20 protein-coding genes and 1 pseudogene are annotated in these 19,472 nt (G+C 58.1%); 11 read left to right on the top strand and 10 right to left on the bottom strand.

The genetic code is table 11. The features are described 5' to 3' along the window. Window positions 1-14: 14 nt before the first annotated feature. The gene (locus tag NOR97_RS02295; protein WP_257600086.1) at window positions 15-242 is read left to right on the top strand and encodes a hypothetical protein; all 228 of its coding nucleotides are present in this window, start codon (window positions 15-17) and stop codon (window positions 240-242) included. An 8-nt stretch (window positions 243-250) separates the two neighbouring features. On the opposite strand, the gene NOR97_RS02290 is transcribed toward NOR97_RS02295, so the two are convergent. After that, the gene (locus NOR97_RS02290; RefSeq protein WP_257600085.1) at window positions 251-1,846 is read right to left on the bottom strand and encodes an MFS transporter; all 1,596 of its coding nucleotides are present in this window, start codon (window positions 1,844-1,846) and stop codon (window positions 251-253) included. A gap of 77 nt (window positions 1,847-1,923) precedes the next feature. Continuing rightward, entirely contained in the window at window positions 1,924-2,811 is an 888-nt protein-coding gene (locus NOR97_RS02285) for an AEC family transporter (RefSeq protein WP_257600084.1), read from the bottom strand. 217 nt (window positions 2,812-3,028) lie between these two features. On the opposite strand from NOR97_RS02285, the gene NOR97_RS02280 reads away from it, so the two are divergent. Beyond that, window positions 3,029-3,838, top strand: coding sequence for a division plane positioning ATPase MipZ (locus NOR97_RS02280; protein WP_152457022.1), 810 nt, complete (start codon window positions 3,029-3,031; stop codon window positions 3,836-3,838). Between the two features lie 91 nt (window positions 3,839-3,929). Here the strand turns inward: NOR97_RS02280 and NOR97_RS02275 are convergent, their stop codons facing one another. Next, the gene (locus NOR97_RS02275) at window positions 3,930-4,415 is read right to left on the bottom strand and encodes a GNAT family N-acetyltransferase (protein ID WP_170344772.1); all 486 of its coding nucleotides are present in this window, start codon (window positions 4,413-4,415) and stop codon (window positions 3,930-3,932) included. Between the two features lie 478 nt (window positions 4,416-4,893). On the opposite strand from NOR97_RS02275, the pseudogene NOR97_RS02270 reads away from it, so the two are divergent. Beyond that, window positions 4,894-5,134, top strand: a pseudogene (locus NOR97_RS02270) (transposase); the annotation flags it as partial. A 285-nt stretch (window positions 5,135-5,419) separates the two neighbouring features. Here NOR97_RS02270 and NOR97_RS02265 read toward each other — a convergent pair. Both NOR97_RS02265 and NOR97_RS02260 read right to left on the bottom strand, forming a co-directional pair. Further along, entirely contained in the window at window positions 5,420-6,670 is a 1,251-nt protein-coding gene (locus NOR97_RS02265) for an adenylate/guanylate cyclase domain-containing protein (protein WP_257600083.1), read from the bottom strand. Between the two features lie 60 nt (window positions 6,671-6,730). After that, complete coding sequence (locus NOR97_RS02260; RefSeq protein ID WP_170344770.1) at window positions 6,731-7,183, bottom strand: MarR family winged helix-turn-helix transcriptional regulator; 453 nt, start codon at window positions 7,181-7,183, stop codon at window positions 6,731-6,733. A 57-nt stretch (window positions 7,184-7,240) separates the two neighbouring features. On the opposite strand from NOR97_RS02260, the gene hmgA reads away from it, so the two are divergent. From hmgA to NOR97_RS02225, 7 genes are all read left to right on the top strand, one after another. Continuing rightward, window positions 7,241-8,596 carry a homogentisate 1,2-dioxygenase gene (gene hmgA / locus NOR97_RS02255; protein WP_170344769.1) on the top strand — a complete coding sequence of 452 codons (1,356 nt, stop codon included), beginning with the start codon at window positions 7,241-7,243 and terminating at the stop codon, window positions 8,594-8,596. Between the two features lie 217 nt (window positions 8,597-8,813). Beyond that, complete coding sequence (gene fahA, locus NOR97_RS02250) at window positions 8,814-10,070, top strand: fumarylacetoacetase (protein WP_257600082.1); 1,257 nt, start codon at window positions 8,814-8,816, stop codon at window positions 10,068-10,070. Between the two features lie 87 nt (window positions 10,071-10,157). Beyond that, entirely contained in the window at window positions 10,158-11,108 is a 951-nt protein-coding gene (locus tag NOR97_RS02245) for an MBL fold metallo-hydrolase (RefSeq protein WP_039541551.1), read from the top strand. A 134-nt stretch (window positions 11,109-11,242) separates the two neighbouring features. Beyond that, window positions 11,243-12,853, top strand: coding sequence for an FAD-dependent oxidoreductase (locus NOR97_RS02240; protein ID WP_257600081.1), 1,611 nt, complete (start codon window positions 11,243-11,245; stop codon window positions 12,851-12,853). Window positions 12,854-12,858: 5 nt separating this feature from the next. Next, window positions 12,859-13,056: a DUF2783 domain-containing protein gene (locus NOR97_RS02235; RefSeq protein WP_170344766.1), complete on the top strand. Its 198-nt coding sequence runs from the start codon at window positions 12,859-12,861 to the stop codon at window positions 13,054-13,056. Window positions 13,057-13,067: 11 nt separating this feature from the next. Then, window positions 13,068-13,706, top strand: a complete 639-nt coding sequence (maiA, locus tag NOR97_RS02230; RefSeq protein ID WP_257600080.1) for a maleylacetoacetate isomerase — start codon at window positions 13,068-13,070, stop codon at window positions 13,704-13,706. Between the two features lie 86 nt (window positions 13,707-13,792). Continuing rightward, window positions 13,793-14,146, top strand: coding sequence for a DOPA 4,5-dioxygenase family protein (locus NOR97_RS02225; protein WP_257600079.1), 354 nt, complete (start codon window positions 13,793-13,795; stop codon window positions 14,144-14,146). On the opposite strand, the gene NOR97_RS02220 is transcribed toward NOR97_RS02225, so the two are convergent. Next, window positions 14,125-15,753, bottom strand: a complete 1,629-nt coding sequence (locus NOR97_RS02220; RefSeq protein ID WP_170344763.1) for an acyl-CoA synthetase — start codon at window positions 15,751-15,753, stop codon at window positions 14,125-14,127. The genes NOR97_RS02225 and NOR97_RS02220 overlap by 22 nt on opposite strands. 221 nt (window positions 15,754-15,974) lie before the next feature. On the opposite strand from NOR97_RS02220, the gene NOR97_RS02215 reads away from it, so the two are divergent. After that, a complete protein-coding gene (locus tag NOR97_RS02215; RefSeq protein ID WP_152457003.1) occupies window positions 15,975-17,366 on the top strand; it encodes an aspartate aminotransferase family protein in 1,392 nt (463 codons plus the stop codon). A 96-nt stretch (window positions 17,367-17,462) separates the two neighbouring features. On the opposite strand, the gene NOR97_RS02210 is transcribed toward NOR97_RS02215, so the two are convergent. The 4 genes from NOR97_RS02210 to rpmI all read right to left on the bottom strand — a co-directional run bounded on the left by NOR97_RS02210 (window position 17,463) and on the right by rpmI (window position 19,413). After that, on the bottom strand, window positions 17,463-18,053 hold the full coding sequence (locus NOR97_RS02210; protein WP_257600078.1) for a YeeE/YedE family protein: 591 nt from the start codon (window positions 18,051-18,053) through the stop codon (window positions 17,463-17,465). A 4-nt stretch (window positions 18,054-18,057) separates the two neighbouring features. Then, window positions 18,058-18,606, bottom strand: a complete 549-nt coding sequence (locus tag NOR97_RS02205) for a YeeE/YedE family protein (protein ID WP_257600077.1) — start codon at window positions 18,604-18,606, stop codon at window positions 18,058-18,060. Window positions 18,607-18,832: 226 nt separating this feature from the next. Next, the gene (gene rplT / locus NOR97_RS02200) at window positions 18,833-19,198 is read right to left on the bottom strand and encodes a 50S ribosomal protein L20 (protein ID WP_152457001.1); all 366 of its coding nucleotides are present in this window, start codon (window positions 19,196-19,198) and stop codon (window positions 18,833-18,835) included. Window positions 19,199-19,212: 14 nt separating this feature from the next. After that, window positions 19,213-19,413, bottom strand: a complete 201-nt coding sequence (gene rpmI, locus NOR97_RS02195; protein WP_010443552.1) for a 50S ribosomal protein L35 — start codon at window positions 19,411-19,413, stop codon at window positions 19,213-19,215. Window positions 19,414-19,472 lie beyond the last annotated feature (59 nt).

The following is a 19,472-nucleotide window of genomic DNA, read 5'->3' as shown; positions in this document are numbered from 1 at the left end:
ACGGAGACCCGGACATGCCCCAGTACAACGACATGATCGAGCTATCGGTCGAGGATATGGATCTGATTGAAACGGCATTGCGCGGTTCGATCGCGACGTTGTCACAAGCTGCACTGGACGAACCAGAGAACAGCAGGACCAGCCGGGAAGACACATTGCGGCGCATTCACGAACTTCTGGGCAAGCTGCACGATCAGAAGGTCTTTTTTCGTCCTCAAAAGGGGGTGTACCTCGGCGGTTAGGGACAAGGTTATCGCGGTTTGCGGGTCAAGTCCGCCGCACTGTGTACGGGCGGAACCGGCCCACGCAACAACATCAGTGCCAGAGCCATCCCGGCCAGCGCCGCAATCGCGGCAACCAACATGGCATTGTCAAAGGCGTTGTCCTGCATATCCCGCAGGGCCTTCGCCAGTGCATCTCCTGCAGCCGGATCCATCCCCGAGATCAATTGCTGTATCTGGCTCGGCGTTCCATGTGTCAGCGCATGGGCCAGATCCTCGCGCTGGGTTGACCCGGCAGGCAACGCGTCGATCACCTCGGACAGACCACGGCGTTTCGTGATTGCTTCAGCCAGGCCTCCGACCACGGCGCCAAGTGTTGCTCCGAAATAGAGACAGGCATTTATGACCCCCGAACCCTGCCCGACGTGTTGCTCGGGCAGCAGGCGCAGACCAAGACGAGGCAACAGCGAAAAGCAGATGCCCAGCCCGACCCCGACGATCAGCAGCTTCCACCAGATTTCGGAAAACTGCGTGGTGTTCGTGGTTGCCATCAACAGCAGAAACCCGCAGGCCATTGCCCCCAGGCCAATCGCGATCGGCCACTGAAAGCTGTAGGGGGCAAGAAAGCGGGGCGCGGTGACCGATATAACAAACATGCTGAGGCTGAGCGGCATGATCGCCAGCCCCGCACCGATGGACGAATACCCAAAAGCATCGGGCGATTGGACGAACGTGTTGAAATAGACAAAGAAGCAGAACAGCGTAAAGCCGGTAAAGAACATCCCCGCCGCCGCCATCAGATAACGCGGATGGCGAAAGTACCGAAGCTCGATCAGGGGGTCGTCGCTGTGGCGGGATACGATGACAAGGGCAATTGCCGACACGGCCGCCACGCCCAAAGGCACCAGTGTCAGAGGCGAAGTCCACCCGCCGCTTTCACCGTTGCTGAGCGCAAAGGACAATGGCCCGAGGAAAAACAATATGGCAACGGCCCCCGCATAATCGAACTTTGCCCCGGCAAGGCGGGTATCGGGAACATATTTCCGTTTGCTGACATGCAGCCCGATGGCAAAGGCCACAGCCAGCAGAACCAGGTCGGCTGCAAAAATCGCGCGCCAACTGACATAATGGCCGAATGCGCCGCCGACGACAGGCCCGACACCAATCGCCAGTCCGACAATCGCCCCCCAGATGCCGGTGACGCTGGCGCGCTGCTCCTCGGGCGTGGCTGCCGTCAACAATGACAAAGAGGTGCCAAACAACGCCGCCGCGCCTGCACCTTGCGCGCAGCGCCCGACGAGCAGCATGGCCCCATCCTGCGCCAACAGGGCCGAGGTCGACCCGATTGCAAAGACGATCATGCCAATGAAGAAAACACCCATCTTGCCGGTGATGTCCCCCAACCGGCTAACGATACAGACAAGCGTCGCGCTGGTCACGGAATACGCGGCCATCACCCATTGCACTCCTGAAGGGGTCAAATCGAACTCGGCCTTGAGGTTGGGCAAGATGGTGGTCACAGCAGTGGTGTTGAACCCCACGACCATCATGCAGATGGCCGTCATGGCCAGCACCACGCGGGCGCGGGACTGCGGAGATACATTCGCCGAGCTCTCGTCGCCCATAAAACACCCACTGACCAAGACTGTTGAATACAATCAACATCAGTTTAACGATTTCTGGCCTTGCGCATAGGGATGCGTCAGATCCAGTAAGACAGCGCAACGGGCAGCACCAGGACGGTGCTGAGCGTCGAGACAAGAATGAACCCGGCCACATCTGGCCCGTATTCCGGAACATGCTGGTCGACGAACAGATAAGTCGCCACGGATGAAGGCATCAAGCAACACAGAATCAGCGCACCCCGCTCGGTTCCCGTGAAACCAAACAACCAGATCAGAACACTGGCAATTGCAACGGCCATCGCCAGATGCAGGGCCGTCAGCAGAAACGCGCGACCCAGGCTTTTCACACGCAGCGTCGCGAGCGTATGCCCCAGTGTCAGCAGCATGAGCGGAATCGACAATCCACCCAAGATGTCAAAGGACTTCGCGACCGGTTGCGGCAGGCTCTGCCCCGTTGCCATCAGGATCAGAGCGAGGCCCACGGCGTAGATAATCGGGGACGTCGCCAGTTTCCTGGGCGAGAATTCTCCGGCCGGGATCCACATGCCGACGGTAAAGATGCTGATCAGCACCACCACCACGAACGCCATGGTATAGGCCATACCTGCATCGCCCAGCGCCAGCAAAGTGATTGGCAGGCCGATATTGCCGACATTCCCGTGCATCAACGGCGTCAGAAACGCCCTCACCGGCAAGCGAAGAACCTTGAGCCCGACATATCCCAAAACCCCGAAACCGGCCACCGCAAGGGCAGCGGCGGTCATCATGTCAAGAAACGTGCCCACGGCCAGTTTGGTGTTCGACAGATGAGAAATGATCAATGTCGGATAGCCGACTTTTGAGACGATCCCGCCAATGACCCTGTTGTCGAAAGGCGCCTGAATCACGGCCAGAGCATAGCCAATTCCAGCGCAGATCAGAACTGGCAAAACCACGTTCAGTACGTTCAGGAACAGGTGCTCCAAACAGAATTCTCCTTGCTGAAACCGTTTTTCGACAGTGAATCAGCGCCATTGCAATGGCAAGCACCCTGTGTAACCCGTGCACGGCGTTGGGTTTTCCCGATTAGAGTCTGATAATGCCCGAAAGCGCCGCTTGAGGTTCTTTCCTTCGCCGCCGACACAACATATAGTGGCTGACAACAACGTGTAGTGAAGCACGGCGAGACTTGGGAATACAAGCATGGCACATATCATTGTGGTCGGGAACGAAAAGGGTGGCGCAGGCAAATCGACCGTGTCGATGCATGTGGCGACCGCGCTGGCCCGATTGGGACACAAGGTCAGCACGTTGGATCTGGACCTGCGCCAGCGCAGTCTGGGACGATACTTCGAGAACCGCAACAACTTCCTCAAAAGCTCGGACCTGACTCTGCCCAGCCCGCGCCACCATGACCTGCCCGAGATCGACGCCGCAACGTTGAAACCGGGCGAGAACATCTATGACCATCGCCTGTCTGCTGCCGTATCCCAACTGGAAAGCGACAGCGACTTTATTCTGATCGACTGCCCGGGGTCTCATACCCGTCTGAGTCAGGTGGCGCATTCACTGGCCGACACGCTGATCACCCCGTTGAACGACAGCTTCATTGACTTCGACCTTTTGGCGCGGATCGACTCGAAGGGAGAGAAGATCCTTGGCCCGTCCGTCTATTCCGAAATGGTCTGGAACGCTCGTCAACTGCGGGCACAGGCTGGGCTGAAGCCCATCGACTGGGTCGTCGTTCGCAACCGGGTCGGTACGCAGCGCATGGTCAACAAGGAAAAGATGCAGCGCGCGATCGAGATGCTCTCCCAGCGCATCGGCTTTCGGGTCGCCTCGGGCTTTTCCGAGCGGGTTATCTTCCGCGAACTGTTCCCGCGCGGCCTGACCCTGCTGGACCTGAAGGACATCGGCGTCAAACAGCTGAACATCTCGAACATCGCCGCCCGGCAGGAACTGCGTGACATGATGAAAGAGCTGAACCTGCCGGGTGTGGAGATTGATTTCTGATCTGTTGTTTCGGCGGCCGCTCTGCGGACAAAGCTGCCGTTCCGTTTGGAGGGCCGTATGTCCGTTTAGCTGAGGGTCAGTAAGCTTTGCTTCAAAGTCCCATACTCATCTCATGCCATGCCATTCCTCCGTGGTCGGAGGCAGACCGTCTCAGGTAGCTATAGCCGAACTTCTCGTAGAGCGACACATGATGCTCTTTGCACATCAGATGGATCGTTGCCTTGTTCATCTGCTGCATGCGCCTGACAAACTCATCCATCAGAGACCTTGAATAACCCTTGCCTTGTTCGGTCGGGTCTACGACGACGGACATGATGACCACATTGGGCGCGTCAGGGTCGTGGCCGATAAGTTCCTTGAACTCCTCGTTAGACATTTCAACCACATGAGCGCATCCGCAGTTGATAAAGCCAACGACCGTTCCATCCACTTCAAGGATCAGAAAGCCATCGGGGTAGGTCTCGATCCGTTTGCAGATTTTGGCGTGTGTCGCAGCCTCTTCACCTTCGTAAGCCGCGGTCTCGATTTCGAAGCAGCGATCCGCATCGGCGGCTTGGGCATTTCTAAACTCGCGCATACAGTTCTCCTATGTCTTATGGAGAAATATAGCCCAAGAAACCCGAAGCTGTCTCGCGGCCGGCAAAGCGTATCGATAACCAGACAAAGGCGCGAATTGCGGCCTCTGCCGATTTGGCTCGAACTGTTCATCTGACGGTTTCTGTAGGTCATCCGCTCGGTTCAGGCGAAATCAAAATCCGGCTAGCGGGACAAAGATGCCAGTCGGTGCACACGCATAATCACAAAGAATTTGCAAAAGTCAGCAGCGAACGGCCGAAACGATGACGGACGGAGCCGGGACCAGAAAACCGCCATTGTGTTTCATACCTTGAGAGCGAGTATGTGCCGCCAGATCAGAGCGAATTGCGTCTCGCTTTATGACTGGCTACGCTCCCAAAAGCGATGCTGCGCATGTCTGACATCAGCGCTCATGGAACAGAATAGGTTGATTGCGTAGCGGAGGATTTCAGGCTCATCGTAACCATTAGATAGTGGAGATGAGAATGAAATCCTGGAAACACAAAGCACCGGCAGAGAGGGTCGTCAAAGACATCCGCAGGAAGACGCGGCGACAACATTCAGCAGAGGGAAAGATCCGCATTGTTTTGGATGGGCTTCGTGGTGAGGACAGCATAGCGGAGTTGTGTCGCCGCGAAAGAATAGCCACGAGCCTGTATTACAGTTGGTCGAAGGAGGTCCTTGAGGCTGGCAAGAAGCGGTTAGCTGGATTGGCCCGGCTTTCGCGCTCCATCTTCTCAAAATCATTGAGGTCGGTCATGCATCCTCAAAAACAGGCCAGCGTAGCATCAGCAATTTTCTGAAGCCAATGGAAGCGCTCTTTGCGCAGGACGATAGCCTCCCGACAGTCTTGCCACGACCTCCGCTGGAAGCTCAAACCAGCTATTGGATTAAAGTCGCATTTTTCTTGAACATTCGGGCTAACCCGCCGCTCATGTCCAGCTGAACCGAGACGCGCCATCACGTCTTTCAGCTTCGGTACCGCTGAACGAAATAACCGCAGTTTTACTTGGTTTCTGATGGCCCGCCGGGACTGTATACCGTAAACAGCTCCTTCGGCTCATTCACACCGCGAAGCATGTAGCGGCCGACCGAGACAAGTTCCTGCGCGCAGCGCTGTGCAGCGCGGGCGACGTCGTCCGAGATCAGGATCCTCTGACCCAAAGACCGGTGCATTCCCGCGATGCGGGCGGCCTGGTTGACAGCCGGGCCGATCACGGTGAAATCCAGCCGCGTTTCGGACCCGATATTGCCATAGAGAATCTCGCCCGAATGCAGGGCCAGCGTGTAGTTGACCACCGGCAGACCTTGCGCGCGGCGTCTTGCGTTCAATTCATCCATGCGGGACTGCAACAAGGGCACGGCATCAAGCGCGGCACGGGCGTCTTCGTCGATCTCTCCGACATCGAACATTGCCATCAGCCCGTCACCCATGAATTTCAGGATGTTACCGCCCTTGTCATGCACCACACCCACGGCAACGGCCAGATAGTCGTTCAGCATGTCGATGATCTCATGGCCCGGCAGGTCTTCGGACAGCGTGGTGAAGCCTTCGAGGTCGAAATTCCAGATCACCGCATCGATTTGCTGCAAGGACCCGCGCCGAATTTCACCCGACAGAACCCGGCGACCGGCATCCCGGCCCAGGTAGACCCGCATCAGATCCTTGGCCAGATCGTGGTTCTTGGCGGATTTGAGCGCCAGCCCCAGATGCGGCAGTACAGTTTGTATTCGGTTCAGATCACTGTCTTCGAATCCGTTCGGCGCGTCGCTGGTCCAGGACATCAGAACGCCATCGCTGACCTTTTTCGTGCCGTCCGGGCGCAGCTGTTTCGCCCCTTCATATGACAGGCCCGTGGCATAATAATCGGTTGCTCCGACTTCGCGCAGATCGTTCAGCAGGGGAAAGCGGCTGGGTTCGTTGTGCTCGACCAGTTTGACCCGGATTTCATCCAGATCTTCATTCAGCAGCGCATAGAGAGGGCTTTGCTGCCAAACTTCGCTGGGCGTGTCCGTGTATTCAAACGTCTCGGATTCGCCACCCGCGCCGTTGTACCAGCTGTAACCGGTGCCGCCGTAAACCGGATGCAGGGTCGATTGCGCCGCATGAAAGCGCATCAACGGAACACCCATATCTACCAATCGGGTACAAAACCCTTCCAACAACTCTTCTTGCCCGGCGCCCTCAAGCCCCTTGTTGACCAGCCAATCGATCAGAGAATCTGTGGAAGCCGAAGCGGAATCTAGCGAGGTCATTTTAATGTCCGTATCAAGCATGATCCCCATTTGGGGGCTACACGCATCAATTGCCATAGGTCAGTCCAAACCGGACAACCTTTGCAGCATTTGACGCAACAACGCGGCCTCTTCCGGTTTGAACAGGCCTGACAGTTTCGCATCGTACTTGGCAGCAACACCGCGCAGGTCACGATACACAGCCTGTCCTGCCGGTGTCAGTGTCAGCCATTCCGCCCGCCGATCCGCTTCGTCCCGCGTGCGTTTCAGATATCGACGCTCTTCCAGCTTGGCGACCGCACGGCTGATCTTGGTTTTGTGCATTCTGGCACGCGCGCCGATTTCCTTGGCGGTCATCTCGCCAAACAGCCCCAGATGGAACAACACCCGCCATTCGGTTCTGAGCATCCCATAGCGGCCCTTGTAAACGGCCTGAAACTCAAGCGAAGCCCGCTCGGCCGCCTGATTCAGCAGGAAGGGCAGAAAATTCTGCAAATCAAAGTCATCATTTTTTTCGGATTCATCGTGTGTCATGCTTGTTAGTTACAAAATCAACTATTAACCGACAAGCAGCAAACGGAGGAAAACGCAATGAATCGTCCGACTGATCCGCATACGCTGACACAGGCTGCGACGCCTGTCGGAACTCATGCAGGTTATATGCCAGGCTTTGGGAACGACTTTGAAACCGAGGCCTTGCCCGAGGCCCTGCCGCAAGGGATGAACAGCCCGCAACGGTGCAACTATGGTCTTTACGGAGAGCAGCTGAGCGGCACGGCCTTTACCGCCAACCCACCTGAGCGTACGTGGTGCTATCGCATTCGCCCGTCCGTAAAGCACTCGCATCGTTATGAAAAAATCGATCTTCCCTACTGGAAATCGGCCCCCTGCATTGATCCGGATGTGATCAGCCTTGGCCAGTACCGCTGGGATCCCATCCCGCATTCCGATGAAGGTCTGAACTGGATGACCGGTATGCGGACCATGACAACCGCAGGTGATGTGAACACGCAGGTCGGCATGGCAAGCCACATCTATCTGGTCACGGAATCCATGGTCGATGACTATTTCTTCTCGGCTGATTCCGAATTGCTGGTTGTGCCACAGGAAGGGCGCCTGCGATTTGCGACGGAACTGGGGATCATCGACCTGGAGCCCAAGGAAATCGCGATCATTCCGCGTGGTTTGCTATACCGGGTTGAGGTTCTGGAAGGCCCCGCACGCGGCTTTGTCTGCGAGAATTACGGTCAGAAGTTTGAGCTGCCGGGTCGCGGACCGATCGGGGCCAATTGCATGGCGAACCCACGCGATTTTAAGGCACCTGTGGCGGCTTACGAGGATCGTGAAACCCCATCTACCGTGACAATCAAATGGTGCGGGCAATTCCACACCACCAGGATCGGCCATAGCCCGCTGGATGTCGTTGCATGGCACGGCAACTATGCACCTTATAAATACGACCTGCGCAACTATTGCCCCGTCGGCGCGATCCTGTTTGACCATCCCGACCCGTCGATCTTTACCGTTCTGACGGCCCCGTCCGGCCAGCCCGGCACGGCCAATATCGACTTTGTCCTGTTCCGCGAACGCTGGATGGTGATGGAAGACACGTTCCGCCCGCCGTGGTACCACAAGAACATCATGTCCGAGCTGATGGGCAACATCTACGGCCAGTACGACGCGAAACCGCAGGGCTTTGTTCCCGGCGGCACAAGCCTGCACAACATGATGATCCCACACGGCCCCGACAGGGAGGCTTTTGACAAGGCGTCATATTCCAACCTGGGGCCGGACAAGCTGGACCAGACGATGTCGTTCATGTTCGAAACCCGTTTCCCGCAGCACCTGACCCCGTTTGCCGCCACCGAGGCGCCGTTGCAGGATGATTACATCGACTGCTGGACATCGCTTGAGAAGAAGTTCGACGGAACGCCGGGCAAGAAATGAACCGCCATTGGTTCAGTTTCATTGCCGTCGTCCTGCCCGCGCTGAACATGCCGGAGTTGAACCGGTTGCCGACCCGACACGCCTCGGCAACCGGTGTGCAGCGATGCCTCGTGCATATGACATGCCACAACCGCGGCGGCTTCGTGCTATTGCTATCTCCGTTCCAAAGCCAAAATCCTTCCGAACCTCTTAGAACATAACAAAATAGGGGCAAGACATGCCTTTGATGACTTCCTGGGTTGCGTCGGCCAATGACGCGACACATCCGTTCCCACTGAACAACCTGCCTTATGGTGTCTTCTCGACCGAAGGCGATGATCCGCGCTGCGGCGTGGCCATCGGTGACATGATCCTTGACGTTACCACAGCCGAGGCCGAGGGTCTGATCTCCCTGACCGATGAGCCTCTGTTCGACATGCCGTTCTGGAACCCTCTGATGGAGGAAGGTCCGGCCGTCTGGACCGCGCTGCGCGAACGGCTGATCAGCCTTCTGGCCGAAGGTTCAGATGAACAAGCCAAGGTCGAGCCGCTGCTTGTCAAACAAGAAGATGCGGAAATGCATCTGCCCTTTGCGGTCAGCGAATACACCGATTTCTACGCAGGCCGAAACCATGCCTTCAACGTGGGCACCATGTTCCGGGGGCCGGAAAACGCCCTGCCGCCGAACTGGCTGCACATTCCCATTGGTTACAACGGACGTGCATCTTCGGTCGTGGTATCGGGCACGGATATTCGCCGCCCCTGGGGTCAGCTGAAAGCCCCCGATCAGGACTTGCCCGCCTTCCTGCCCAGCCGTCGCTTTGACATCGAGCTTGAGATGGGCGCGATTGTCGGAACACCCTCAGATGGTCCGATCACCGTGCAGGAAGCGGATGACAATATTTTCGGCTACGTGCTTCTGAATGACTGGTCCGCACGGGACATCCAGGCATGGGAATATCAGCCGCTGGGCCCGTTTCAGGCAAAGGCCACGGCAACCTCGATCAGCCCATGGATCGTGACCAAGGCGGCCCTCGAGCCATTCCGCTGTGACACGCCGCCCCGCGAATTCGAACTGCTGGATCACCTCAAGGATTGCGGCCCGATGCTCTATGACATCGATCTGGCGATCACCATGGCACCTGCCGGGCAACCCGCCACGACGATTGCCCGGACCAACTACAACCAGATGTACTATTCCGCTGCGCAGCAATTGGCGCATCACACCACATCAGGATGCCCGATGAACACGGGCGACCTGCTGGGGTCGGGCACGATCTCGGGGCCGACGAAGGACAGCCGCGGTTCGCTTCTGGAACTCAGCTGGGGCGGCAAGGAACCGATCACACTGGATACCGGCGAATCCCGCAGCTTCATCGAGGACGGCGATACCCTGACCCTTAAAGGGGCTGCCAAGGGCGATGGCTACACGATCGGCTTCGGCGACTGTGTGGGCAAGCTGCTGCCCGCGCTCGAGAACCCTTACGAAAGATGACGCACTGATCTTCATCTTTTCCCAAATACTCCCGCCGGAGGCATCCAACCTCTGCCTTCCGCGCAACCGCAAAAGGACAAAACCAAGATGGCCAAAGCATTCGCGTCCCAGGGGGACATGTCGGAAAAAAAGATCAGCTTCACTGAAGTCGGAGAAGGGCTCTATGCCTTTACCGCCGAAGGCGACCCGAACTCGGGTGTGATCATCGGTGACGACAGCGTGATGATCGTCGAGGCGCAGGCGACTCCGCGTCTGGCAAACAAGGTGATCGAATGCGTGCGTTCCGTCACCGACAAACCGATCACGCATGTGGCCCTGACCCACTACCACGCAGTACGTGTTCTGGGCGCAAGCGCGTTCGGCGCGCAGCAGATCCTGATGTCGGACATGGCCCGCGCCATGGTCGTCGAGCGGGGTCAGGAAGACTGGGACAGCGAATTCCAGCGCTTCCCGCGCCTGTTCGAAGGGCATGAAAGCATCCCCGGCCTGACCTGGCCCACCACCACCTTCAGCGATACGATGACGGTGTATCTGGGCAACCGCCGGATCGACCTGATGCATCTGGGTCGCGCGCATACGGCAGGCGACATCGTCATCCATGTGCCGGATCAGAACGTTATGTTCACCGGCGATATCGTCGAATATCACTCGGCCTGCTATTGCGGCGATGGTCATTTCAGCGACTGGGGTGACACGCTGGACGAGATCAAGTGGTTCGATGTCGACGCCATTGCACCGGGGCGCGGCGATGCGCTGGTCGGCAAGGATATGGTGAATGCGGCCATCGAGAACACCCGCGATTTTGTCGAAAGCACATACCGGCCGGCGGCGAAGGTCGCGGCGCGCGGCGGCTCCCTGAAAGAGGCCTGGGACGCAGTCCGCGCTGAATGTGACCCCAAATTTGCCGATTACGCGATCTACGAGCACTGCCTGCCGTTCAACGTGGCCCGCGCCTATGACGAGGCGCGCGGCATTGACACGCCCCGCATCTGGACCGCCCAGCGCGACCTCGAGATGTGGGAAGCGCTGCAAGGCTGACGAAAAACGGTCGAGTTTGATCCAGATCGTTTTGTGCGGCGGGATTCGATGAAACCATAATCTAAGACCTCCGGCGCCCGTCGCCGGGGGACAGGACATGCAGCACATCGGTGCATCTGTTTTGGGGGGAGCCCATGAACAAGATCTTTGAAACGCCGCTTTACGGATATGAACGCAGCCCGGATCAGGACAGCCCGACGCCCGTCAGGCACAAGGTCATCGTGATCGGTGCGGGGCCGGTTGGTCTGGCCGCCGCCATCGACCTGGCTCAGCAAGGGGTCGAAGTTGTGGTTCTGGACGAAAATGACAAGGTCAGCTTTGGCAGCCGCGCCATCTGTTTTTCTCAACGCACGCTGGAAATTGCAGACCGGCTGGGCTGCGGCCAGCGATTGGTCGACAAAGGCGTTCTATGGGACCGCGGCAAAGTCTTTTTCGATGATCGTCAGGTCTATGAATTCAACCTGCAACCGGACGAAGGTTACGCCAACCCGGCCTTCATCAACTTGCAGCAATACCATTTTGAAAACTTCTTTGTGGAACGCGTGCGCGAGTTGCAGGCAGACGGCGCACCGATCGAGATTCGCGGGCGCAACAAGGTTGATGCAATCGGTACGCACGAAGATCACGTTCGGCTGGAGGTCGAAACCCCCGAAGGCCCTTATACACTCGAGGCCGAGTGGCTGATCGCCTGCGATGGTGCCGCGTCGCCCACCCGGCGGATGCTGGGCATCGATTTCGAAGGGCGTGTTTTCGAAGACAATTTCCTGATCGCGGACGTGATCATGGATGCCGATTTCCCCTCGGAACGCTGGTTCTGGTTTGACCCTCCGTTCAATCGCGGGCAATCCGCGCTTTTGCACAAACAGCCCGACAATGTCTGGCGTATCGACCTGCAACTGGGTTGGGACATCGACAAGGAACGCGAAAAGCGCCCCGAGAATGTGATCCCGCGCCTCAAGGCGATGCTGGGCGACGACGTCGAGTTTCAGCTGGAGTGGGTCTCGATTTATACCTTCCAGTGCCGCCGCATGGAAAGCTTCCGCAAAGGACGGGTCCTTTTCGCAGGCGACAGCGCGCATCAGGTCAGCCCCTTTGGCGCGCGCGGTGCCAATTCCGGCCTGCAAGACACTGACAACCTGTGCTGGAAACTGAAACTGGTCCTGGATGGGAAAGCCCCCGAAAGCCTGCTGGACAGCTACGACGCGGAACGCGTGCACGGGGCTGATGAGAACATCCAGAAATCCAGCCGGTCCACCGATTTCATCACTCCGAAATCCGAAATGTCTCGGGTTCTGCGGGATGCGGTTCTGGACCTGAGCGAGCAGTACGAGTTTGCCCGTCCGTTGGTGAATTCAGGACGCCTGAGTCAACCTTGCACCTATGACGGCTCGACCCTGAATTCTGCCGACGCGCTGGATGGCCCAGCCGAGACGCGCCCCGGCTCGGCCTGCCCGGACGCGCCGCTGGGTGATGCGTTCCTGTTGCCCAAACTGGCAGGCAAATTCACCCTTTTGACGATTGACGCGGATGCCCCGGAGGTGCTGGAAGAAGACGGGGTCGAGGTCACGCGGTTGGCGCTGTCGGTCAAGGATGATCTGACCCTGGCGCTGAAACGTCGCTATCTGGGCGACGCAACCAGCGCCGTTTATCTGATCCGCCCCGATCAGCACGTGGCGGCGCGGCGGGACAGCTATGAAGAAAACAGTTTCCGCCATGCGATCCGCAGAGCCTGCGGCAAGGAGTAAGCGCGATGTCTGACCTGATCCTATCCCCGAATATCGACGATGCCGACGACTTCTATGCCGAGCTGCTGGCCGCGCATGAAGGGCTTGATAAAGCCGACAGTGACGCGCTGAACGCCCGGCTGGTTCTGGTGCTGGCCAATCACATCGGCGACAAGGCGGTGTTGTCTGACGCCATTCGCGCCGCCACCCTGGCCGACAAGTGACGGATTCGAATGTGAGCAAAACCGTCCTTTATGACTATTGGCGCTCCTCGGCCAGCTATCGGGTGCGGATCGCCCTGAATCTGGCCGGGATCGACTATCGCGCGGTTGTGGTCGACCTGGTGGATGGCGAACACAAGGGCGATGCACATATTGCCCGAAACCCACAAGGGTTCGTTCCGGTTCTGGATATTGACGGGCTGCGGCTGACGCAATCTCTGGCCATTCTCGACTATCTGGACAAGACACGTGAATTGAACTTTCTGCCCGACGATGCAGCAGGGCGCGCGCGCGTGCAGGCGCTGGCCTATGCGATTGCGGTGGACATTCACCCTGTTTGCAACCTTTCAGTTGCACGTCATGCGACCGCCCTCAGCAAAGACCCATCCGACATGCCCGGAGAGTGGATGCGACACTTCATCCGGCCGGGGTTGCAGGCCTTCGAGACCATGTTGGGTGAGTTTGAACAAACCCCCTATTGCGTCGGTTCACAACCCGGCCTCGCCGACATCTGCCTGATCCCCCAGATCTACAATGCGCGCCGGTGGAAAGTCGACCTGTCCGACATGCCGCGTCTGCTGGGTGTCGAAAAGGCCTGCGCCGGTCACCCGGCATTTGTCGCGGCGCATCCTGACAGGCACGCACCCCAATAAGCTTGCACAGGCCCTGTGTGCCTGTGTGCCTAGGCGTCTGGCCCGATCGGACTTAGCTTTGTTTCATCAAAGCAAAAGAGGTTCTGATGCCCCAGATCACCGGATACCACGCCCATGTCTATTTTGACGCCGACACGCAGAACACGGCACAACAGGTCTGCGAAGAGGCCGCCCGTCTGTTCCCCGTGCGGATGGGACGCATGCATTGCCGCAATGTCGGCCCCCACCCGCGCTGGAGCTGCCAGTTGAGCTTTGCGGCTGATGCCTTCGACCAGGTCACACCGTGGTTGATGCTGAACCGGCGGGGCCTTACCGTTTTCACCCACCCGGAAACCGGCGACCATCTGGCCGATCACCGCGATCGCGCGATTTGGATGGGTGAAATGCTGGATCTGGACCTGTCGATCTTTGGCACGCTTCAGCCTAGCGCCCGCGCCTGATCCCGCAGAACGAATTTCTGCACCTTGCCGGTTGACGTTTTCGGCAGGGTGCCAAACACCACGGTCTTGGGCGCTTTGAAATGGGCCATGTTGTTTCGGCAAAAAGCAATCAGCTCTGCCTCGGTCGCGGTTGCGTCAGGCTTCAGCTCGACAAAGGCGCAGGGGGTTTCGCCCCATTTCTCGTCTGGCCGGGCCACAACCGCAGCTTCCATGACTGCCGGGTGTTTGTAGAGGATACCCTCGACCTCGACGGACGAGATATTCTCGCCGCCTGAAATGATGATGTCCTTGGACCGGTCTTTGAGCGCGATATAGCCATCCGGGTGCATGACGCCCAAATCGCCGGATGCAAACCAGCCGCCCTTGAAGGCCCCATCGGTGGCATCAGGGTTCTTGAGATACCCTTTCATCACCACGTTGCCCTGCATAAAGATCTCGCCCATGGTTTCGCCATCTGCGGGCACGGGTTCCATCGTTTCGGGATCGGCCACCATCAGACCAGACAGCGCCGTATACCGCACGCCCTGCCGTACTTTCAGGGCAGCACGGTCTTCGGGTCCCTTGTCGTTCCATTCATCCTTCCAGGCACAAACGACCGAAGGCCCATAGGTCTCGGTCAGGCCATAAACGTGCGTGACTTCGACCCCCATCGCCTCCATCGCTTCGATCACGGCGGCCGGCGGCGGAGCGCCCGCGGTCATCACCTTGATCTGATGGTCAAAGTCCTTCAGTTCATCCGGCGCGTGGGCCAACATGTTCAAAACGATGGGAGCGCCACAGAAATGGGTGACTTTCTCATCCCGGAATGCCGCATAGATCGGCTCGGCGCGCACGGCGCGCAGACAGACGGACACGCCCGCATTGGCGGCCATGGCCCAGGGGAAGCACCAGCCATTGCAGTGAAACATCGGCAAGGTCCACAGATAGATCGAATGCTTGGGCATATCCCAGTCCAGCAAATCCGATTGTGCATTCAGGGTGGCGCCGCGGTGGTGATAGACCACGCCCTTGGGATTGCCCGTTGTGCCGGACGTATAGTTCAGCGTGATCGCGTCCCATTCATCCTCGGGCAGTGACCAGTCAAATTCCGGGTCTCCCTCTGAAATCAGGGCGTCATAGGTCAGGCTGCCCAGCCTTTCACCGCCTTCAAAGCTGGGATCCTCGATGTCGATTACCAGAATGTCATGATCAACCTGCTCCAGCGCCTCTTTCACGACACCGGAAAACTCGGGGTCAACCAACAACGCCTTGGCTTCGGCGTGGTTCAGGATGAAAGCGACTATCGGCGCATCCAGGCGCGTGTTGATGGCGTTCAATACGGCGCCCGCCATGGGCACACCAAAATGCGCTTCGTACAGTTCGGGGATGTTTGCAGCGATAACTGATACGGTATCACCCTTTCCGATACCCCGCGCATTCAGGGCACCTGCCAGCCGGCGGCACCGGGCATAGGTTTCAGCCCAGGTATACCGCCGCTCGCCATAAACGACCGACGGGTAATCGGGATAAACCTGCGCCGTGCGCTCGATGAACGAGAGGGGCGACAAGGGTGTGTAATTCGCCCGGCATTTGTCCAAATGACGCTCATAGATATTGGTCGCTGCCAACTGCTGATCCTCCCTGCACTCGATTTGCGCGACTTGAGCACAAACTTGGTGCTCTGACAAATCCGTAGTATTTCGATGCCCTAATTGACTGGCAATACGGGATGGTGCGATCTGGCCCTACTTAGATCCGGCCATTCGCGGTGATCTGAAGCATCTTAAACATATGCCGGGGCACACCATTTCCGCACCCCGTGCACCGCACCTCACTGAAAGGACTTGTCATGGACGGCACGTTCAACGAAAACGATCTTTCCCGCGTGGTCGAGGCCGACCGCGCCCATATCTGGCATCATCTGATCCAGCACAAACCCTTTGAAACCAATGACCCCCGCATCATTGTCGAAGGCAAGGGCATGCGCGTCTGGGACCAGAAAGGCAAAGAGCATCTGGATGCGGTTTCCGGCGGTGTCTGGACCGTCAACGTCGGCTATGGCCGCGAATCGATCTGCAAGGCCGTTTACGACCAGCTGATGAAGCTGTGCTATTTCGCCAATTCGGCCGGCTCGATCCCCGGCGCGATCTTTGCCGAGCAACTGATCGACAAGATGCCCGGCATGAGCCGCGTGTATTACACCAACTCAGGCAGCGAGGCGAACGAGAAAGCCTTCAAGATGGTGCGCCAGATCGCGCACAAGAAGTACGGCGGCAAAAAGACCAAGATTCTGTATCGTGACCGCGATTATCACGGCTCGACGCTGGCAACCATGTCGGCAGGCGGTCAGGACGAGCGCACCGCACAATACGGCCCCTTTGCACCTGATTTCGTGCGCGTGCCCCACTGCATGGAATATCGCAAGCACGAACTGGACGGTGCCCCCGAAGAGAATTTCGGCGAATGGGCGGCAGACCAGATCGAACAGGTCATCCTGCGCGAAGGCCCCGACACCGTTGGCGCGCTGTGCCTTGAGCCGGTGACCGCAGGTGGCGGCGTGATCGAAGCGCCCGAGGGTTACTGGCAGCGCGTGCAGGAGATCTGCAAAAAATACGACGTGCTGCTGCATATCGACGAGGTTGTCTGCGGCGTGGGCCGCACCGGCACATGGTTCGGTTATCAGCAATACGGCATCAAGCCGGATTTCGTGACCATGGCCAAGGGCGTGGCCTCGGGCTATGCCGCGATTGCCTGCATGGTCACCACCGAGGAGGTCTTTGACATGTTCAAGGATGATGCTTCGGACCCGATGAGCTATTTCCGCGACATCTCGACCTTTGGTGGTTGCACTGCCGGTCCGGCTGCTGCGATCGAAAACATGCGCATCATCGAGGATGAAAACCTGCTGGGCAATTGCGCGGCCATGGGTGACCGCATGATGGGCAACCTTCAGGCACTGATGGAAAAGCACAAGGTCATCGGCGACGTGCGCGGCAAGGGCCTGTTCCTGGGTGCCGAGTTGGTTGCAGACCGTGCTAGCAAAGAGCCTGTGGACGAGAAACTGGCACAGGCGGTAGTGGCCGACTGTATGAACCAGGGCGTGATCATCGGTGTCACAAACCGCTCGATCCCAAGCCGCAACAACACGCTTTGCTTCTCGCCCGCCCTGATCGCGACGGCGGATGACATTGACCAGATCACCGACGCTGTGGATGGCGCGCTGGGGCGTGTGTTCGGGTAAGTTCGCCGAACTTGGCAAGTAAAACTGAAACCGGCGCATTTCGCGCCGGTTTTTTTGTCGGGTGTCCGATCTTGAATCTGTACGGCCCCGTCGCGGTTATTCGGCCGCAACGCCAACTTTTTCGTCCGTTCCGATCAAGCTGTCCGGCAGAATGAATGCAACCAGAACGAAAACGGCCCCCAGAGCGATACCGAGAATGTCGCCAGATACTGACAAGACGCCCTCGTAAGCTGACCCCGGAACTGTACCGAGGGTAACTTTGCCACCCGCAATTCCATCGAGAAGGCCCGTGGCCTTCCAGGCCGGATATGTCGCCATATAGGCCGCGGCCCCGAGCAGACCTCCGAAGATGAAGAACAAGGCGTCACGGCGACCCGAGGCCGCTGCGCAAACCCCTGTTCCTGGGCAGTACCCCGATGCAGCCCAGCCCGCACCCATCAACAACCCGCCGATGAAGACGCCGACATATGCCGACTTCACCGACATGTGGCCGACATCCACAAAACCAAGCATCTGCCCGCCAAACATCAGGATCGAACCGGTTCCGATTGCAAGGAGGATCGTTTTCATCAAGTGGAGCCGCCGCAGCGTCAACATGCCGACAATCCAATTTGGGTTTGCCGCGCCGACCCGGTCGAGAACGGCTCCGAAAGCGGCACCAATGATGATCGCAAGAATGATTTCCATCGCCTTATCCTTTCCGATAGACCAGCATTGCCGTGGGAATTGCCGCCGCAAATGCCCCAGCTGCAAAGATATATCCGGACAGTGCCATCTGCATCATGCCGGACATCATGTGACCGGATGTGCACCCTCCGGCCAACCTGGCCCCATACAGAACGACGAAGCCGCCCAGAAGCGCGACCGCGTATCGGGCCCAAGGGGTATCGCCATAGTTTTCGCGCCAGACCTTGGGCAGCTTGCTTTCTTCGGGTTCCAGACCGCCACGGGCCTTGACCGACAAGAATGCCCCCACAGCCATCGCCAGAACGAAGACAAAGCTGTAGTTCAACGGATTGGATACGTGTTTGGCGTATTTTCCATTGGATTTCGCCAAGTAGGCATTGGTTGAACTGTAGCCGTCATCCGTCTGAGTTACGAATTCCGGATTGACGGCATCCGCGATGATCCCGTCGAGAATGACGAATTGGGTCGAAACACCGATTGGCTTGACCAGAAGAACGGCTCCGAAGAACACGAGCCCCAGCAGCACACCTCCAATTTTCCAGTTTAGTGTCATGATTTCACCTTTCCCCTAAACATTCAAAAAATCATATACATCATCTTGGAGTAATAACTGCATGATCTAGATCAAACCGCGCATGCATGAAGAATGTTGGGCAAACGCCGATGCGACAAGGCGGGATCATTCTGGTCCAACAAGCGCACGGATTACGCCGCTGGCCACAAGAAAAAGGCCGCCCCAAAATGGGACGGCCTTTCTTTCATTGTCTCTCGAAAGAGGATCAGGCTGTCAGAGCAGCCTGAGCTTTGGCGACGATCGCGCCGAACGCTTCCGGTTCGTGCACGGCCAGGTCGGCCAGAACTTTGCGGTCCACTTCGATACCAGCCAGGTTCAGGCCGTTGATGAAACGGGAATATGTCAGTGCTTCGTCATGCGAACGCACAGCAGCGTTGATACGCTGGATCCACAGCGCGCGGAAGTTGCGCTTGCGGTTCTTGCGGTCGCGGGTTGCGTACTGGTTGGCCTTGTCGACGGCCTGACGGGCAACCTTGAAGGTGCTCTTGCGGCGGCCATAGTAACCTTTGGCGGCCTTGATGACCTTCTTGTGACGGGCGTGAGTTACGGTTCCACCTTTAACGCGGGACATGTCTTAATCTCCTCTTAGCGGTCGTAGGGCATGTAGCCCTTGACGATCTTGGCGTCGGGGGCGGACAGGGTGGTGTTGCCACGGGCGTCGCGGATGAATTTCTTGGTCCGCTTGATCATGCCGTGCCGTTTGCCGGCCTGGCCAGCAAGGACCTTACCGGTCGCAGTCACCTTAAAGCGCTTTTTGGCGCTCGACTTGGTCTTCATCTTAGGCATTTCCGTCTCCTTTTTCGGGTTCGGTTTCAGACGCGACTCGGCATGCCATCTCGGCCGGT

It is taken from the genome of Ruegeria sp. YS9 (assembly GCF_024628725.1).
Classification (GTDB): domain Bacteria; phylum Pseudomonadota; class Alphaproteobacteria; order Rhodobacterales; family Rhodobacteraceae; genus Ruegeria; species Ruegeria atlantica_C.
Note: the sequence above shows the minus strand (reverse complement) of the source record. Positions and strands in the feature narration are given on the sequence as shown.